Source organism: Natronospirillum operosum, from assembly GCF_004768465.1.
GTDB classification, from domain to species: Bacteria; Pseudomonadota; Gammaproteobacteria; order Pseudomonadales; family Natronospirillaceae; genus Natronospirillum; species Natronospirillum operosum.
This window is the reverse complement of sequence record NZ_SRMF01000007.1, coordinates 116170-132147: the sequence shown is the minus strand read 5'-3', so window position 1 is coordinate 132147 and position 15978 is coordinate 116170. Positions and strand designations below refer to the sequence as shown.

General features: G+C 58.5%; 19 protein-coding genes. 12 read left to right on the top strand and 7 right to left on the bottom strand.

Going from position 1 to position 15978, the window contains the following annotated elements:
* The first annotated feature begins 93 nt into the window (after positions 1–93).
* Genes E4656_RS20705 through E4656_RS15350 form a run of 3 tightly spaced genes read left to right on the top strand, consistent with a single transcriptional unit; the run spans position 94 to position 2248 of the window.
* The gene (locus E4656_RS20705) at positions 94–1503 is read left to right on the top strand and encodes a DUF1538 domain-containing protein (protein WP_338090053.1); all 1410 of its coding nucleotides are present in this window, start codon (positions 94–96) and stop codon (positions 1501–1503) included.
* Positions 1500–1847 carry a transcriptional regulator gene (locus E4656_RS15355; RefSeq protein WP_135484173.1) on the top strand — a complete coding sequence of 116 codons (348 nt, stop codon included), beginning with the start codon at positions 1500–1502 and terminating at the stop codon, positions 1845–1847. Before E4656_RS20705 ends, E4656_RS15355 begins: the two co-directional genes overlap by 4 nt.
* A gap of 14 nt (positions 1848–1861) precedes the next feature.
* Positions 1862–2248: a CBS domain-containing protein gene (locus tag E4656_RS15350; protein ID WP_135484172.1), complete on the top strand. Its 387-nt coding sequence runs from the start codon at positions 1862–1864 to the stop codon at positions 2246–2248.
* A gap of 12 nt (positions 2249–2260) precedes the next feature.
* Here the strand turns inward: E4656_RS15350 and speD are convergent, their stop codons facing one another.
* A complete protein-coding gene (speD, locus tag E4656_RS15345; protein ID WP_135484171.1) occupies positions 2261–3073 on the bottom strand; it encodes an adenosylmethionine decarboxylase in 813 nt (270 codons plus the stop codon).
* A 65-nt stretch (positions 3074–3138) separates the two neighbouring features.
* Positions 3139–3897, bottom strand: a complete 759-nt coding sequence (locus E4656_RS15340) for an exodeoxyribonuclease III (protein WP_135484170.1) — start codon at positions 3895–3897, stop codon at positions 3139–3141.
* A 222-nt stretch (positions 3898–4119) separates the two neighbouring features.
* Between E4656_RS15340 and pyrE the strand changes: the two genes are divergently transcribed.
* Positions 4120–4764, top strand: a complete 645-nt coding sequence (pyrE, locus tag E4656_RS15335; protein WP_135484169.1) for an orotate phosphoribosyltransferase — start codon at positions 4120–4122, stop codon at positions 4762–4764.
* Between the two features lie 96 nt (positions 4765–4860).
* Entirely contained in the window at positions 4861–6990 is a 2130-nt protein-coding gene (locus E4656_RS15330; protein ID WP_135484168.1) for an FAD-dependent oxidoreductase, read from the top strand.
* Between the two features lie 44 nt (positions 6991–7034).
* Here the strand turns inward: E4656_RS15330 and E4656_RS15325 are convergent, their stop codons facing one another.
* Positions 7035–7589, bottom strand: coding sequence for a hypothetical protein (locus E4656_RS15325; protein ID WP_135484167.1), 555 nt, complete (start codon positions 7587–7589; stop codon positions 7035–7037).
* Positions 7590–7744: 155 nt separating this feature from the next.
* Between E4656_RS15325 and E4656_RS15320 the strand changes: the two genes are divergently transcribed.
* The 3 genes from E4656_RS15320 to E4656_RS15310 are packed head-to-tail and all read left to right on the top strand — an operon-like array spanning position 7745 to position 9210.
* Positions 7745–7963, top strand: coding sequence for a DUF6500 family protein (locus tag E4656_RS15320; protein ID WP_135484166.1), 219 nt, complete (start codon positions 7745–7747; stop codon positions 7961–7963).
* Positions 7964–7977: 14 nt separating this feature from the next.
* Positions 7978–8325, top strand: a complete 348-nt coding sequence (locus E4656_RS15315) for a nuclear transport factor 2 family protein (RefSeq protein ID WP_135484165.1) — start codon at positions 7978–7980, stop codon at positions 8323–8325.
* Positions 8326–8352: 27 nt separating this feature from the next.
* Entirely contained in the window at positions 8353–9210 is an 858-nt protein-coding gene (locus E4656_RS15310; RefSeq protein WP_135484164.1) for an AraC family transcriptional regulator, read from the top strand.
* On the opposite strand, the gene E4656_RS15305 is transcribed toward E4656_RS15310, so the two are convergent.
* Positions 9172–9765 carry a LysE family translocator gene (locus E4656_RS15305; protein ID WP_205849234.1) on the bottom strand — a complete coding sequence of 198 codons (594 nt, stop codon included), beginning with the start codon at positions 9763–9765 and terminating at the stop codon, positions 9172–9174. The two genes, E4656_RS15310 and E4656_RS15305, sit on opposite strands and share 39 nt — an antisense overlap.
* A gap of 173 nt (positions 9766–9938) precedes the next feature.
* Positions 9939–10385 carry a methyltransferase family protein gene (locus E4656_RS15300; protein ID WP_135484163.1) on the bottom strand — a complete coding sequence of 149 codons (447 nt, stop codon included), beginning with the start codon at positions 10383–10385 and terminating at the stop codon, positions 9939–9941.
* Between the two features lie 80 nt (positions 10386–10465).
* On the opposite strand from E4656_RS15300, the gene E4656_RS15295 reads away from it, so the two are divergent.
* The 3 genes from E4656_RS15295 to E4656_RS15285 all read left to right on the top strand — a co-directional run bounded on the left by E4656_RS15295 (position 10466) and on the right by E4656_RS15285 (position 12593).
* Positions 10466–11059, top strand: coding sequence for a Crp/Fnr family transcriptional regulator (locus E4656_RS15295; RefSeq protein WP_205849233.1), 594 nt, complete (start codon positions 10466–10468; stop codon positions 11057–11059).
* 15 nt (positions 11060–11074) lie between these two features.
* Complete coding sequence (locus tag E4656_RS15290) at positions 11075–12094, top strand: helix-turn-helix transcriptional regulator (protein ID WP_135484162.1); 1020 nt, start codon at positions 11075–11077, stop codon at positions 12092–12094.
* Between the two features lie 103 nt (positions 12095–12197).
* On the top strand, positions 12198–12593 hold the full coding sequence (locus E4656_RS15285) for a RidA family protein (protein WP_135484161.1): 396 nt from the start codon (positions 12198–12200) through the stop codon (positions 12591–12593).
* A 28-nt stretch (positions 12594–12621) separates the two neighbouring features.
* Here the strand turns inward: E4656_RS15285 and E4656_RS15280 are convergent, their stop codons facing one another.
* Positions 12622–13239, bottom strand: a complete 618-nt coding sequence (locus tag E4656_RS15280) for a LysE family translocator (RefSeq protein WP_135484160.1) — start codon at positions 13237–13239, stop codon at positions 12622–12624.
* Between the two features lie 137 nt (positions 13240–13376).
* Between E4656_RS15280 and E4656_RS15275 the strand changes: the two genes are divergently transcribed.
* Positions 13377–14930: an MFS transporter gene (locus E4656_RS15275; RefSeq protein WP_135484159.1), complete on the top strand. Its 1554-nt coding sequence runs from the start codon at positions 13377–13379 to the stop codon at positions 14928–14930.
* A 14-nt stretch (positions 14931–14944) separates the two neighbouring features.
* On the opposite strand, the gene E4656_RS15270 is transcribed toward E4656_RS15275, so the two are convergent.
* On the bottom strand, positions 14945–15835 hold the full coding sequence (locus E4656_RS15270) for a LysR family transcriptional regulator (RefSeq protein ID WP_135484158.1): 891 nt from the start codon (positions 15833–15835) through the stop codon (positions 14945–14947).
* Positions 15836–15978 lie beyond the last annotated feature (143 nt).

Sequence of the window (15978 nt, the reverse complement as noted above, 5' to 3'; positions counted from 1 at the left end):
AACGGAGATTCTGACGCCATCCTGAGCACCCTGCGCGAACTCTGGCACGCCTTTCTGCACGCTGGGCGCAACCTGCTGCCCATCATTGTTGTCGTGGCTGTCTTTCAGGCCTTCATTCTGCAGCAGGTGCCCGACAACCTGCTGAGCATGGCACTCGGTCTGCTGATTGTGGCCGTGGGTGTGGCGCTGTTTCTGCAGGGGCTGGAGCTGGGGGTTTTCCCGATCGGCAAGAGCCTGGCCAACCAGTTTGCGCGTCAGGGGTCGGTGTTCATACTGATGGGGTTCGGCTTTGCCATCGGTTTTTCTGCCGTGATTGCCGAGCCGGCCCTGATCGCCGTTGCCGACCAGGCCGCACTGATCAGCGACGGCCGGGTGAATGCATTGACCTTGCGTTTGGTGGTGGCACTGTCTGTCGGTGCTGTAATGGCACTCGGTGTGCTGCGCATCATCCTGGGCCACCCCATCCACTGGTACCTGATTGCCGGCTATGTGACCGTGGTCATGGTCACCTGGTTTGCGCCCGAGGAAATCGTCGGGCTGGCCTATGATTCGGGCGGTGTAACCACCAACATTGTCACCGTGCCGCTGATTGCCGCCATCGGCATCGGCCTGGCCACCTCGATACGCGGCCGCAATCCGCTGATTGATGGTTTCGGTCTGGTGGCACTGGCCGTGATGGTGCCCATGATCAGTGTGCAGCTTTATGGCATCGTGGTGTATTCGGTCGGCGAAACCGAATCGGTACAGCTGGCTGACAATGGCATCGAGGCACTGCATCCGCTGGTACAGATGCTGCTCGACCTGGCCACCATGCTGCGCGACGTATTGCCGATTCTGCTGGTTATTCTGTTCTTCCAGTACCTGGTGCTGCGGCGGCCTCTGAACCGACCACGCAAGCTGATCGTCGGCTTCGGCATGGTTATCTTCGGGCTCTATGCTTTTGTGGTCGGGCTCAAGATGGGCCTGTTCCCGATTGGCGAGAGCATGGCCGAACAGCTGATTCAACGGGACAACTGGTTCTTCGTCTATCTGTTCGCGTTCTGTATCGGTTTCGCCACCACCATGGCCGAACCGGCGCTGATCGCCGTCGGCAAGCAGGCGGAAGAAGCCGCACCGGGGAGACTGAAAGGCTCGGTGATCCGCCTGATTGTGGCACTCGGCGTGGCCATCGGCATCACCATAGGCGTGCACCGCATCATCAGTGGCGATTCGATTCACCACTACATCATGGGCGGCTATCTGCTGGTGATCGTGCTGCTGATTCTGTCACCCAAGTACATTGTGGCGCTGGCCTTTGATCTGGGCGGGGTGACCACCTCGGAAGTGACCGTGCCACTGGTGACGGCGCTGGGCATTGGCCTGGCCTCGCAGATTGATGGCCGCAGTGTGCTGATCGATGGCTTCGGCCTGATTGCGTTTGCGTCCATATTCCCTATTGTAACCGTCATGCTCTACGCCATCGGCGTGGATGCCCTGGCCAAACTGAGGAGACCCTCAACATGAAATTTTCCGCGCTGGTTGCCATTGTACCCGACGACCTGGAAGACCGGGCCATCGACACTGCCAAGGAGGAGGGTGCCTGCGGCATGACGCTGATCTCCGGTCGTGGCATCGGCACAGAGGAGCGCAAGTCGTTTTTCGGCCTGACCTATGAAGGCAGCCAGAGTGTGTTGCTGGCGGTACTGGAGCGCCGGCTGTCGCTGCGGGTACTGAAACGATTGCAGGCTCTGCTGACCGAGGACGGCACCTCCAAGGGTGTGGTTTTCACCTCGGCCATCGACCACATTGGGGGCATCGACCTCAACCAGGTCGCCCAGTTTGAAGAACAGATCAAAGACGAACTCTGAACAGGACACTACTCATGCTTGCCAAAGAAATCATGGTGCGCGATGTCGTTACCATTTCCTGCACCGCGACCCTGCGCCAGGCCATCAGCCTGATGAAGAAAAACGGCATCAAATGCCTGGTGGTCGACAAGCGTCATGCCAACGACGCCTACGGCATGATCACCTATTCGACCATCGTGAAAACCATCTCTGCAGAGAGCGGAGACATTGACCTGATCAACGTCTATGACGTCTATACCAAGCCGGTACTGAGTGTGGGCGAGGATCTGGATGTGCGCTATGTGGCCCGCCTGATGACCGATTACGGGGTCAAGCGGGTGCTGGTATGCAACAACAACGACCTGTCGGGCCTGATCACCATGCACGACCTGGTCGGAGAGATCATGAAGACGGTGGACTGACCGCCGCTGGCGCTACTTCTTCGAGACCGGTTTGCTGGGCATCATGTTGCGGGAGTAGAAGATCTCCTGCATTTCCTTGCTGAGCCGATACTGGATGTCTTCCAGTTCTGCCGCACCGAACTCGTCGGTGCCGGCCCCGAACAGATAGTGTTCCAGTTCCATCTGCTTGAGCATCATCTTGGTGTGGAAGATGTGCTCCTGATAGACGTTCACGTCGATCATTTCGTACTGGTCCTTGGTGCCTTCATCGATGTAGTTCTGGATCGAGTTGATCTCGTGGTCGATGTAGATCTTCTGCCCGTCTTCCATGCGGGTAAAGCCGCGCACGCGGTAGTCCATGATGACCACATCCGAATCAAACGAATGAATCAGGAAATTCAGCGCCTTCAGCGGTGAAATCACGCCACAGGTAGAAACATCGATGTCAGCGCGAAAGGTGCTGATGCCGTTGTCGGGGTGGCTTTCCGGGTAGGTATGCACCGTGATATGGCTCTTGTCGAGGTGCCCCACCACGGATTCCGGCAGCGGCCCGGGGCCGGTGGACAGCTCCTCAGGTTCGGGGGCCACCGGATGTTCGGCGATCAGGATGGTCACACTGGCGCCTTCCGGTTCATAGTCCTGGCGCGCAATATTCAGCACATTGGCGCCGATGATGTCGGTCACCTGGGTCAGGATATCGGTCAGACGATCAGCGTTGTACAGCTCATCGATATAGGCGATGTATTCCTGACGATGCTGTTCCGTCTTCGCGTAGCTGATGTCGTAGATGTTGAAGCTGAGCGATTTGGTCAGGTTGTTGAAGCCATGCAGACGCAGCTTGTCCATGACGGGGGCCTCCACTCGTCAGGGGGTATCAGGGCGCGCTATTCTGGAAGAGCAGATGGCGATTTTCAATCAAAATCGTACTCGACTTCGACCATGCAGTGCGGCGATATTCTCGGCTCGGTAATGATACGCGCATCAAAGACATAGTCGGCCAGGTTCGGCGTCAGAATCTGGTAGTCCAGCCGCTGGCCATTGCGCTGTGCCTCGTCATAGGGCCACCAGGTGTGCTGGCGATCCTTGCGATTGATCAGACGGAACGCATCGATATAGCCCATGGGGCCCAGCATCTGATCCATCCAGGCGCGTTCTTCGGGCAGAAAGCCAGAGGTGCGCTGATATTCCTGCCAGTTGCCCAGATCAATGGTGCGATGGGCAATGTGGAAGGTACCGGCAAAGATGAATTCCCGCCGCTTGCGCCGGGTTTTCTTCAGATGGTTGCCGAAGGCATCCATGAACTGGAACTTGAGTTCCTGTTCGTCTTCATCCGTGGCGCGCGGAAACAGCACCGAACAGACACTGAACCGGTCAAAGTCGGCCTGCAGGAAACGACCTTCCATATCAACCTGGGGTACACCCAGGCCACGAATGATCGCCTTGGGCATTTCGCGGGTGTAGATGCCCACGCCGCCCATTTCCGGGTCATCGGCATCAAAGAAGAAGCCGAAATAGCCGGGCACTTCCAGCAGGCTTTCGGGAATATCCTTCTCCTTGATACGAAGGTCCTGAATACAGACCACATCAACATCAGAGTGCTCCAACCAATGCAGAAAACCGCGATCGGCTGCATTGATCAGGCCATTAACGTTGATAGTAACGATCTTCATAACCTTCCCAGAGACGTGATATTCACGTCTGTCGACGTTCCTGTTCCGACGGACCGGGCGGCCCGCTACCGCTGTCGGGAAGCCCGGAGTGAAGCCGAGCTGACCCTGCCCCGTATTGTAAGGTGCGGTGGTGCAATTGTCACAGCACTTGGGGCGGAAAAACTCGCTTGAGACCGCTATAATGCGGCGCAATTCCTCATTTTCAATCCCCGGGACCTCAACATGCATGATTACCAGCGCAATTTCATCGAACTGGCCCTGAACCGAGGCGTGCTGAAATTCGGTGAATTTACGCTAAAGTCCGGCCGCACCAGCCCCTATTTCTTCAATGCCGGCCTGTTTCGCACCGGCGCCGACCTGGCGCGCCTGGGTGACTGCTACGCCGATGCTCTGGTGCGCTCCGAGATCAACCCGGAGCTGCTGTTCGGCCCGGCCTACAAGGGCATCCCGCTGGCCAGTGCCACCGCCGTTGCCCTGTACCGCAACCATGGCATCGACCTGCCCTATGTCTTCAACCGCAAGGAGAAGAAGGACCACGGCGAAGGCGGCAACCTGGTCGGCGCCGACCTGCAGGGGCGCACCCTGATCATCGATGATGTGATCACCGCCGGTACTGCCATTCGCGAAGTCATGACCATTCTGGAGTCGCATCCGCAGGCCAGCCTGTGTGGTGTCAGCGTGGCACTGGACCGGCAGGAACGCGGCCAGGGCAAGCATTCAGCCATTCAGGAGATTCAGGCCGAGTACGCCGTGCCCGTGGTAGCGATCATCACACTCGACAACCTGATGGACTACCTGGCCCGCAGTCCGGACCTGAAGCAGCACCTGCCTGCAGTGGAAGCGTACCGGGCCGAATTTGGGGTCTGAACAGCATTGATGACATCTGCTCGGAACTTTCTGCTGTAATACCCTTCCAATCAGCCGGTAACTACATTGTCTGACCGGACCTACAAGGGATACTGCATGAAAACCAAACTGCTGTTGCTGGCTGTCATTGTGGCACTGTTCGCTGCCTACTGGTTGCTTGGCCTGGGCCAGTATTTCAACCTGGATTTTCTGCAACAGCAGCAGACCAGTTTTCAGACCTTCTATCAGAACAACCAGTTGCTGACCATCAGCTTCTACTTCGTTGTCTATGTCGCAGTCGCAGCGCTGTCGCTGCCTGGTGCCACCATCATGACACTGGCCGGCGGGGCCATATTCGGTCTGCCACTGGGCCTGCTGATTGTATCTTTCGCCAGCTCCATCGGCGCCACCCTGGCCTTTCTGGTCAGCCGCTTCATTCTCAGAGACAGCATCGAGGCCCGATTCCGCAAACAATTCGAAGCCATCAACGCCGGCGTCAACAAGGACGGCCCCTTCTACCTGTTCACATTGCGCCTGGTGCCCATCTTCCCGTTCTTCATCATCAATTTGCTGATGGGTCTGACCAAGATGAAGACCTGGACCTTCTACTGGGTCAGCCAGGTGGGCATGCTGGCGGGCACAGCCGTCTATGTGAATGCCGGCACCCAGATCGCTGCCATCGAGACAGTCGGCGACATTGGTTCACCCCAGCTGTTACTGTCCTTTGCGCTGCTGGGTATTTTCCCGCTTATAGCCAAGAAAACGGTGGATTTCATGCAGGCACGCAAGGTCTACAAAGGCTTCACCAGGCCGCGCCACTTCGACAACAACCTGATCGTGATCGGCGCCGGCTCCGGCGGGTTGGTCAGTGCTTACATCGCTGCAACCGTGAAGGCGAAAGTCACCCTGATCGAAAAGAACGCCATGGGCGGCGACTGCCTGAACACCGGCTGCGTGCCCAGCAAGGCGCTGATTCGCGCCGGCAAGGTGGCAAAGGAGATGCGCCACGCCGACCGCTTCGGCCTCAAGGCCGTGGAACCCGAGGTGGATTTCGGTGCCGTCATGAACCATGTTCACCAGGCCATCAAGACCATCGAACCGCATGATTCCGTCGAGCGCTACACCGGTCTGGGCGTCAACGTGATCAAGGGAGAGGCCTTTATCCGCTCGCCCTGGGAAGTGGAGGTCAACGGCCAGACCCTGACCACCAGAAACATCATTCTGGCCACTGGCGCGCGACCCTTGGTGCCGCCCATCAAGGGGCTGGATCAGGTCGACTACCTGACCTCCGACAACCTCTGGGACCTGAAGGAACAGCCCAAGCGCCTGGTGGTGCTGGGCGGCGGGCCCATCGGCAGCGAGCTGACCCAGGCCTTTGCCCGCCTCGGCAGCCAGGTGACACAGGTGGAAATGGGTGAACGCATCCTGCCGCGCGAAGACACCGAGGTGTCAGCGCATGTCCAGAATGTATTCACGCAGGAAGGCATCGAAGTGCTCACCCAGCACAAGGCCACCGAGGTGGTGGTCAGCAACGGCCAGGCGGAACTGATCTGCGAGGCCGATGGCGGCGAAAAGCGCATACCGTTCGACCGGATTCTGGTCGCCGTGGGCCGCCAGGCCAATGTGACCGGCTATGGGCTGGAGGAACTCGGCGTCGAGATCAGCGCGCGGGGCACCGTCGCCGTGGACGCCTACCTGCGCACCAACTTCCCCAACATCCATGCCGTGGGCGATGTGGCCGGCCCCTACCAGTTCACCCATACGGCCGCCCACATGGCCTGGTTTGCCGCCGTGAATGCCCTGTTCGGCAAGCTGAAGAAATTCCGCGTCGACTACCGTGTCATCCCCTGGGCCACGTTCACCGACCCGGAAGTGGCCCGGGTCGGCCTGAGCGAAGCCGAAGCAAAGGCCCAGAACATCGACTACGAAGTCACCCGCTACGGCATCGACGACCTGGACCGCGCCATTGCCGACGGCGATGCCCAGGGTTGGGTCAAGGTGCTCACCATGCCCGGCAAGGACAAGGTCATCGGTGCCACCATAGTCGGTACCCATGCTGGCGACCTGCTCACCGAATATGTGAGTGCCATGAAACACGGCATCGGCATGAACAAGATACTCGGCACCATCCACACCTACCCCACCCTCAGCGAAGCCAACAAGTTTGCTGCCGGGGAGTGGAAAAAAGCACGCAAGCCAGAGCAACTGCTGGCGTGGGTGGGACGGTTTCATGGCTGGATGCGTTGAAGACAGCACGCAAGCCGAAGAAACGGCTTGCGTGCGTGAGACGCCTAGTAGTTGAAGCCGACACCCAATGTATACTCGAACGAGCCATCACTGAAGGACGACCCGATGTCATCAGCAGAATTGAAGAACCACTGATACTCCGCACGAGTCTGCACGAAGGTGCTGGGCAGCGCATAGAATTTCAAACCGCCTTCCAGACCAGAGAAGAGGCTGTCGTCACTGCTATCACCGTAGTTCAGGCCGAGGTTGCCGCCGACAAAAGGACGCACTTTTTCGGCACCAAACTGATAGTCAAGATAGGCGCTGGTTGCACCATTCCAGTAGTCATCGGTCAGGCTCTCGCCTTCGATACTGGCATAGTTGACGCTCTGGCGAACCCCCCAGAGCATGTTCGGTTGGAGATACCAGCCATGTTCAGCCACAATACCAAAGGTGCCCTCGTCAAAGCTGGCATCATTACTGCCGGTACCGGATATCGAGAACTCACGATCACCGGTAGAAGGCCCTATACCGGTACCGGTAGGGGTTTCATTGGCCGCTACCAGCGCCACTGGCAGGGAAACGGCCATGCCCAGAACAAGCTTCATCACGTTTTTCATGTCATTACCTCTTGCTGTTTAGGGTTAACGCGATGATAGAGTGTCTTTTTCAGGCCGAAGGGGTCTGTGCGCTGGCACACGTGGCAGCTGGAGCCCTGTAAAACCTTCGCCAAGCAGTATTTCTGACCCGTTGACCAAAAGGAATGAACCCGCACATGCGAAGCGAACTGAGAGCAAGGATGATCGAGACCTGTAACAAGAAGATCGCCACCAAGGGTGATTCAGTAAATGTCTCCTTCTATGCCTTCTTTGCCAACAGGAATGATGACCCGGAACTGCTGATGGAGGCGGCCACCTGGTGGATTCAGACCCACGAGCTCGATCATTTTGAAAAGGCACATAAGATCAAAGGGATGGTGGAACAATCACTGTAGAAATCGAAGAAATCATGGCGCTGGAAACTCGTGTATGGGAGGCGTTGCGGACCGGGAATGCCGAGCTCGACGCGGCGCTGCTGGCCGACCATTTTCTGGGGGTTTACCCAAGCGGATTTGCCACCAGACAGGAGCATTGCGGTCAGTTGAGCGAGGGCCCGACCGTGGCTGCCTACGAGCTCAGAACCCCGCGCCTGACTGTTATGCGCGACGACCTGGTCCTGTTTTCCTATCTTGCGGTATGGTCACGCCTGCAGGATGGCCAACCGCAGGTCTCTGAAAAGATGTATGTCAGTTCGATCTGGCAGCGTATTGGCGACAACTGGTTGAATACGTTCAGCCAGGACACTCCAGCCTCTTGAAACAGCCACACAGGACACCAGTCGATCATGAACAATGCAACCCAACCCCTGTTCTGGCGCGACGCCCGCATGCCCTATGTGGAGCTGCGCAAGGTCGAGGACGGGCGCAAGGTCTGCTATGCGCTGCACAGCCATACCCAGTGGTCTCTGGGGGCGGTCACCGAGGGCAACTGCACCTTTCTGTACCGGGATGACCGATTCCCAGTCAGCGCCGGCACCCTGGTGATGATGAACCCGCACTGGGTTCATGCCTGCAACCCTGTCGACAACCAGCCCTGGGCCTACCTGATGCTGTATGTCGACACCGATTGGCTGGCGCAGTTGCGTCATGAGGCCGGCCTGCTGGACCAGCGCTGCTGGCAGGATATCCAGACCGCCATGATCACGGACCCGGAATGGTATGCAGGCTATCGCCGCATGACCGCCTGCCTGACGGACCCCGGGCGGGCCCTGCTGGACAAGCAAACAGCCCTGGTTGAATACCTCTCCAGCCTGATGTGCGAACTGGCCGACAAGCCGGCCGCCTCGCTTCCCCGGGCATCCGCAAGCCTGCAGTCACTGGCCCACTACCTGCGGGACCATGCGGCAGAAGAGGTGTCTCTGGAAGCCCTGTGCGAACGCTCCGGTTACAGCCCCGGCCATCTGATCCGTGCGTTCAAGCAGCATTTTGGCCTGACGCCACATGCGTACCTGATCAACTGTCGGGTGCAGCTCGGGCAGCTCGAACTGAAACGCGGCAAGCCCATTGCCGAAGCGGCGCTGAATGCCGGTTTTGCCGATCAGCCGCATTTTCAGCGCACCTTCAAGCGGCTGGTGGCCGCCACGCCGAACCAGTACCGGCAGTCTTCACTCAATCAGCAGGTATACACAGCTGGCGACCAGTAGCAGGGCCAGCACCCGGTTGATGGTGACCAATACTGCGGGACGGTGCACGTATCGCCGCAGGAAGGCGCCGGCGTATACCCAGCAGGCGAGCGACAGCCAGCACACAGGCAGATACAGCGCGGCAAAAAAGAGAATCTGCTGCAGGTCGTTGCCACTGGTGTAGGCCGCTATACCGGAAGCCGACGCCAGCCAGGCCTTGGGGTTGAGCCACTGCATGATGGCCCCGGTCATGAAACCCGGGGCGTTGCTGTTCTGGCCATCCGGCAGTTGCCCGTCATCCCGGAACAGCTGCACACTGAGATAGAGCAAGAATAGTATGCCGGCCCAGCGCAAGAGCGTATTGAATGCCGGCACCACCGCCAGCACCGAGTAGAGCCCCAGGCCGATGGCCACAAACAGCACGATGAAGCCCAAGGTGGCCCCGGTGACGAAGATCAACCCCCTGGCAAGGGGATAGCGGGTACCACTGCTCAGGCAGACCAGGTTCACCGGACCTGGCGAGATGGATGCCGCAAGGGCGAATGCTGTCATGGGCAGAATCAACGAAATTGTCATGGTTGTTCGCTTTGCTGGCTGGCTTTTGCTGGAGTTTGCAATTGCGCCAAGGCAAAGTATTGAACAAAAATGCGGTGACTCTGCTCAGTTGAACAGGGGCAATGTGGCTCCGTATCACCAACCAGACCCATCAATGGACAAAGGGTGCCAGACGCTCCTGGCACCCTATGGGTTCAGAGCCAGCGGCGGACCCTGCGCTTGTAATCGACGTAGTCCGCACCGAATTTCCGCAGCATGGCCCGTTCCTCGAAGGGGATATACCAATAGTTCGTGAGCAGGCCGAACCCTGCCCATGCGAGGAAGGGCGTGGCCGAACCCAGCACTATCCCGACGCCGGCAAGGGCAATGAGGAAGCCCAAATACACGGGGTTGCGCGAATAGCGGAAAAGCCCGTCGGTGGTCAGGATGTCGGGGTCCTTGAAGGTGTTCACGTTGGTTCCGAGTTTCTTGAACAGACGCACATGCCATTGGGCGATGATCAGGCCAAGGACGATCATTGGCACCCCTATCCAGCAGATGTGAGTTTCCCAGAAACGCACGACGGGTATATATTGATTGAGCAGAATCATCACCACGATGGTCAACAGGAAAACGACCGGCGGTAGCAGTATTGTTTGCATTGGCACCTCTCGAAAGATTCACATTTTCTTGCGAGTGTGCCGCCCGACCAGAGCCGTGTCGTTAACCCGGGTTAATTTCCATGACAGTGATTGCAACCACTCTGATGGCCAAAACCGTACTGGAGCAACTGGGTTCCGGCGCCTTGCCTGACTGGCATCGGGTCGAATCCGCGATTCGGGTAAAGCGCCTGCGCACCGGTGACCGCCTGTTCAGGGCGGATGATCAGCACCCGTATGTCTACTTCGTGCACCAGGGCATCATCAAGCTGGTCTACGAGACCGCTGATGGGAAGGAGTGGATCAAGGCATTCGCAGAGGAAGGCAGATTCTTTGCCAGCCTGACGGCGCTCGAGCCAGGTGGCAGAACCAGTTTCTCTGCCTGTGCGGCATGCGATGCTGCTGTTGAGCAGCTGCCCTATCAGGTTCTGCTCGCTCTGGCAGAGACTCATCCCACCTGGCAAAAGGTGCTCAGGCGTTCATTCGAAATCTACGGGTTTCGCAAGGAAACCCGCGAGAAGGAACTGCTGTTGCTGTCCGCCGAAGAGCGCTACAGACGCTTCATTGAAGAGCGCGGGGCGCTGTCTGCCCGCCTGGCGGACAAGGATATTGCCAGCTATATTCGGGTCACTCCGGTCGCGCTGAGCAGAATCAAGAAACGGCAACCGTCCGTTTGATGTTATAACTCGACGATGAACCGATTTGATCGCGTCACCTCACTGTTATTGTTGCTGCAGACACGATCGGTTGTCACCGCGCGCTTCCTGTCCGAACACTTTGCTGTTTCCGAACGCACCATCTACCGCGACATCAGGACGCTGGAAAATGCGGGCGTTCCCATAGGCGCAGAGGCGGGGGTCGGCTACTTTCTCGAGAAGTCCTACCGCCTGCCTCCGGTCAGTTTTACCCTGGATGAAACCGCTGCACTGTTGCTCGGAGAGAGGCTGCTGGTGTCGGGCCTTGATGCCCACTCACTACAGGATTTCAGGCAGGCACTGAACAAGGTGCGGGCAGTGATTGACCGCTCCGACAAGGATTACCTGAGCTCACTTGATGCCGACATCGAAGTATTTCCGACCGGCAGTCACTTCCCGCTGGATGAGCTGAATCAACACGATCAAACCGAGCCCTCAACAGGCAGCGAAGGTGTGCCATCCGGTAGCGATCGCTGGTTGCGTGATTGCCGCAGTGCGCTGGTGCGTCGGCAGGTGGTTGAGATCGATTATCTCGCTCTGAGCAGTCAGCAGCAGACCACACGACAGATCGAACCCATAGGGCTCTTCTACTACAGCTGGCACTGGCATCTTATTGCCTGGTGTCGGCTGCGCGAGGGCTATCGGGACTTTCGACTCGACCGCATTCTGTCCTTTGCCCCACAGCCCGAGCAGTTTGCCCGCCACAGCCGCCTGACTCTGCAGCAATATCTCAATGAGCAGCCCGGGCGGGAGGAACTGCTGGAAACGGAGGTCCTGTTCTCGCCCAGAGCGGCACGGTTTGTGGAAGAGCAACGCTACCTGTTCGGCTTTGTCGATGAAGAGCGGCAGCAGGATGGCGTCAGGATGCGGTTTCTGACCCCGGTTCCGGAATACATGGCGCGCTGGCTGCTGCAATACATCGACGAGGTCGACATCATTCATGGCGATGCCATCCGAGCGGCACTGCAGAGCTACTCGGCGAGGCTGTCCGCGCATTGGGGCGGTAAAACCTCCTGACACAGGGTTGTCAGTACCCGGTGTCACAGTTGATTCCACGGTCATGCACCGTTCATGAAGGCTCGGAACTGATCCGGGTGCAAGAATCAACAGGAGATAACCCATGAACAGAACACCCGTGAATCCCTGGTCATGGTCACTGAACCTAGGCTACAACCAGGCCGAAATCATCGAGGGCGCCAGCCGTCAGCTGACCTGTGCCGGTCAGACCTCCGTCGATGCCGAAGGCAGCCCGCAACATCTGCAAGACATGCGGAACCAGATCACCCTCGCGCTCGACAATCTGGAAGCTGTGCTGAACGCTGCCGACATGGGCCTCACCAACATCACGCGGCTCGGCATCTATACCACGGATGTGGACGAAGCCATGAAGCATCTGGATATCTTCGGCGCCCGCTTCGGGCCCGTTCAGGCGGCGCCTCCGATGACGCTACTCGGCGTCACGCGGCTGGCCATGCCCGGACTCATGTTCGAGATCGAGGCCACCGCAGTCGATTGATTTCGGCTGGAATCCGGCGGCCAATGCGCTAGACCGTCCGCACAGCCAGAGCCAGGGCAACAGCTATAAGCAATGCTCCGGGAGCGCGCTTGAGTATGGCGTTGTCTGTTGCCAGCCATTGCGCCAGCTTTGAGGCCAGGAAGGCATAGGCCGTCAGAAAGAGTCCATCAAGTATCAAATAGGTGGCGCTCAGGGCCGCAAACTGCGGCAAAACAGGGCTGGAACTGGTTAGGAACTGCGGAAACAGCGCGGCAAAGAAGATGACGGCCTTCGGATTCACGGCGGAGACAATGAACCCCTGCAGGAACAGGGAGGATTTGCTGCGGAGCGGTGCATCGCTGTCAGCCTGAACACGCAATGGTTTGGGCCGCAGCAGCGCCATGACCCCCATGATGATCAGGTAGGTCACGCCGACCCATTTGATGATGGTGATCAGTTCTTCATTGGTCTGAATCAGAAATGCCAGGCCGGCCGTGGCCACGATCATCTGAATCAAATTGGCCGTCAGGTCGCCTGCCGCCGTCATCAGTGATCTGCGGAAACCCGAGGACAGGCTGTTCGACAGGATGAGCAGGTGGCTTGGCCCGGGTGTGCTCATCAGCAGAATGACGGCACCCACAAAGAGCGTCCAGGTTTCGAAGTTCAATCTACAGCCTCCTTTTCCGACTTGATGCTGCGGGCTTCTGTGATCTTTACAAAAAAAGCAGCACTCAACGCTTGAATTAAAGTTAACTTCAACAATTAGGCTGCCTGCGAACTCGAACAATACGCAGGGACTCTAACATGAACCCAACACGCAAATGGCTGGTTCTCGCCATCCTGTTGGTCCCGGTCTTCATGACCGCGATTGACATATCTGTGCTCTTCCTGGCACTGCCTTCGATTGCGGCAGATCTCGCGCCCAGCGCAACACAGCAACTCTGGACGCTCCACATCGGGGATCTGCTGAGCGCCGGGCTGGTGCTGACCGCCGGCGCCTTCTCGGACCGACTTGGCGCGCGTCGTTTGCTGATGATCGGCATGGCGGCCTACGGCACCTTCTCGTTGATCGCGGCCTATTCGCCCAACCCCGAAACTCTGATCTTCGCCCGCGGGCTGATCGGCATCGCCGCAGTCACCGTCGGACCTGCAACCATGGTACTGCTGCGCCATGCCTTCCCCACGCCGCGCGAGTTTGCCACGGCCATTGCCATGTTCATGGCGGCGTTTTCCGGCGGCACCGCATTCGGCCCGCCATTTGGTGGTTTCCTGCTTGAGCATTTCTCGTGGGGCGCGGTATTTCTGGCCAATGTGCCGGTCACTCTCTTTGTGGCTATCTCGCTGCCCCTGCTGCCTGCGGTTCAAGGCAAGGGCTCCAGCAAGGTCGACATGAAGAGCGTTGGCCTCTCACTGATGGCGATCGCAACCCTGGTCTACGGCCTTCAGGAGATGGCGGCTCAGGGCATACACTGGTTCTATGCGACAATGGCTGGCATTGGCCTCGTTACCGGCACGCTGTTTGTCCGTCGGCAACTGCAGCTGACCGATCCACTCTTTGATGTAACGCTGTTCAGGAGGTTCGGTTTCTGCGTTTCCCTGTCCGTACTGTTCCTGTTTCTTGTGGCGGCAGCTTCCTGCTACATGCAGATTGCCCAGTACCTGCAAACTGTAATTGGCCTCTCGCCGCTGCAGGCCGGTATGCTGCTGGCGATTCCGGCCAGCATCCAGGTCGGCGCGACGGCGTTTGCGCCCAACCTGCTGAAATGGATGCGGCCTGCCTTTGCCATCGTGCTGGGCGCCTCTTCCGTGGTAGTCGGAACGCTGATCGTGCTGATGGGCACATTCCTGGCCCCCGAAACGGCACTGCCGGTAGTCATTGTCGGCGAATCGATCATGGCCTTGGGCAGCGGGCCGATTTTCGCCATCAGTGCCAGCCTGGTCATGAACAGCGTACCGGTGTACAAGACCGGTTCGGCGGCGGGTGTTCAGGAAGTCTCCGGCAGCCTCGGTGCCACCACCGGGCTCGCCATAGGTGGCAGTCTGGCCATTCTGGTCTATCAGACCAGCATCGGCTTTGCCATGCCCACCGAAGTGCCGACCGAGCTGGCCGCGCAGGCGACACAAAGTGTCGGGCGTGCCATCGCCATTGCCCAGACGCTGGACCCTGCAACCGGGCAGTCTCTGGAGCTGGCTGCTCAGGACGCCTTCGCCATGGCCACCCGTTTGGTCTACGGGGTGGCCGTGCTGCTGATCCTCGGCCTCACCGGGCTGGTTCTGTACGCGCGCAACGTCATGTTGCTGGAGGCCGAGACTGCGCCCGAAGAAAACAGCGAACTATTGCAGGCGAATACCGCGTGAGCCGGGAGCCTGAATTATTGCGGTGAACCGATAGCCAGTTTGTCCTGAATAAAGTTCACAAGCACTCTGACCTTTGCTGGAATGAAGTGTCGTTCGGGATAGACCACATGCAGCGGCTGAGCCTCAAGCCTGTAGTCGGCAAGCAGCAGAACCAGGCTGTCGGTTTGCAGCGATTCGCGCGCAAGGTACCTGGGTAACCGGGCTATGCCACCGCCAAGGACGGCAGCCCGGTGCAGCGCAATGGCACTGTTGACCCGAAAGCGGGGGGTTATGTCTACGGCCTGAGTGGCTCCATGGCGTTGAAATACCCACTCTTCGGCGTACCGCTCGTTGCTGTACACAAGGCATTCATGATCTGCCAGGCATGACGGACCGGACGGCCAGCCCCGGCGAGCCAGATACTCCGGCGACGCCACCAGTACAGAATCAAGGAAGCCAAGCTGCCGGGCCATCATGTCGGAGTCGGGAAGAGAGCCGACCCGAATCGCCAGATCAAACCCGCCGCCAATCAGGTCAACCCGATCATCGTCAAGGTGCAGGTCGATGGACAGCCCGGGGAACTGCGCCAGGAACTCAGCGACTATCGGTGTGATCTGTGCCAGCCCGATGGACATCGGAGCCGTCAGCTTGATTCTACCGCGCGGCTCCTGCCCGAGGCTGTAAACGGCATCGGCGGCGGCATCGAGTTGCTGGATGGCGAGCCGGGCATGGTGATAGTAGGCTTCTCCGGCCTCGGTCAGACTGATACGGCGTGTGCTGCGATGAAACAGTTGGGTCTCCAACTGGGTTTCCAGCCTTTTGATTGCCTTGCTGACCGCAGCCTTGCCGATTCCCAGCCGGTTTGCCGCTGCCGAAAAACCTTCAGCTTCTGCTACCGCGCAGAAGGTTCGCAAATCATCACTCATCAGTCGAAGCTCCGGCCTATTCTCGAGCGCTGCGAAGAGTTTGTCATCACAGCTGGTTTCCAATTTGGAAACTTAATTTATCAAATCCGGCCAATTATATATCCAGTGTCAGCCAATTAGGATGGCGACGTGTTAACCAACAG

Bases quoted from the DNA above. Each gene is read 5' to 3' on its own strand.
- E4656_RS15355 (WP_135484173.1), top strand. From the start codon at position 1,500: ATGAAATTTTCCGCGCTGGTTGCCATTGTACCCGACGACCTGGAAGAC.
- E4656_RS15350 (WP_135484172.1), top strand. From the start codon at position 1,862: ATGCTTGCCAAAGAAATCATGGTGCGCGATGTCGTTACCATTTCCTGC.
- speD (WP_135484171.1), bottom strand. From the start codon at position 3,073: ATGGACAAGCTGCGTCTGCATGGCTTCAACAACCTGACCAAATCGCTC.
- E4656_RS15340 (WP_135484170.1), bottom strand. From the start codon at position 3,897: ATGAAGATCGTTACTATCAACGTTAATGGCCTGATCAATGCAGCCGAT.
- pyrE (WP_135484169.1), top strand. From the start codon at position 4,120: ATGCATGATTACCAGCGCAATTTCATCGAACTGGCCCTGAACCGAGGC.
- E4656_RS15330 (WP_135484168.1), top strand. From the start codon at position 4,861: ATGAAAACCAAACTGCTGTTGCTGGCTGTCATTGTGGCACTGTTCGCT.
- E4656_RS15325 (WP_135484167.1), bottom strand. From the start codon at position 7,589: ATGAAAAACGTGATGAAGCTTGTTCTGGGCATGGCCGTTTCCCTGCCA.
- E4656_RS15320 (WP_135484166.1), top strand. From the start codon at position 7,745: ATGCGAAGCGAACTGAGAGCAAGGATGATCGAGACCTGTAACAAGAAG.
- E4656_RS15315 (WP_135484165.1), top strand. From the start codon at position 7,978: ATGGCGCTGGAAACTCGTGTATGGGAGGCGTTGCGGACCGGGAATGCC.
- E4656_RS15310 (WP_135484164.1), top strand. From the start codon at position 8,353: ATGAACAATGCAACCCAACCCCTGTTCTGGCGCGACGCCCGCATGCCC.
- E4656_RS15305 (WP_205849234.1), bottom strand. From the start codon at position 9,765: ATGACAATTTCGTTGATTCTGCCCATGACAGCATTCGCCCTTGCGGCA.
- E4656_RS15300 (WP_135484163.1), bottom strand. From the start codon at position 10,385: ATGCAAACAATACTGCTACCGCCGGTCGTTTTCCTGTTGACCATCGTG.
- E4656_RS15295 (WP_205849233.1), top strand. From the start codon at position 10,466: ATGACAGTGATTGCAACCACTCTGATGGCCAAAACCGTACTGGAGCAA.
- E4656_RS15290 (WP_135484162.1), top strand. From the start codon at position 11,075: ATGAACCGATTTGATCGCGTCACCTCACTGTTATTGTTGCTGCAGACA.
- E4656_RS15285 (WP_135484161.1), top strand. From the start codon at position 12,198: ATGAACAGAACACCCGTGAATCCCTGGTCATGGTCACTGAACCTAGGC.
- E4656_RS15275 (WP_135484159.1), top strand. From the start codon at position 13,377: ATGAACCCAACACGCAAATGGCTGGTTCTCGCCATCCTGTTGGTCCCG.
- E4656_RS15270 (WP_135484158.1), bottom strand. From the start codon at position 15,835: ATGAGTGATGATTTGCGAACCTTCTGCGCGGTAGCAGAAGCTGAAGGT.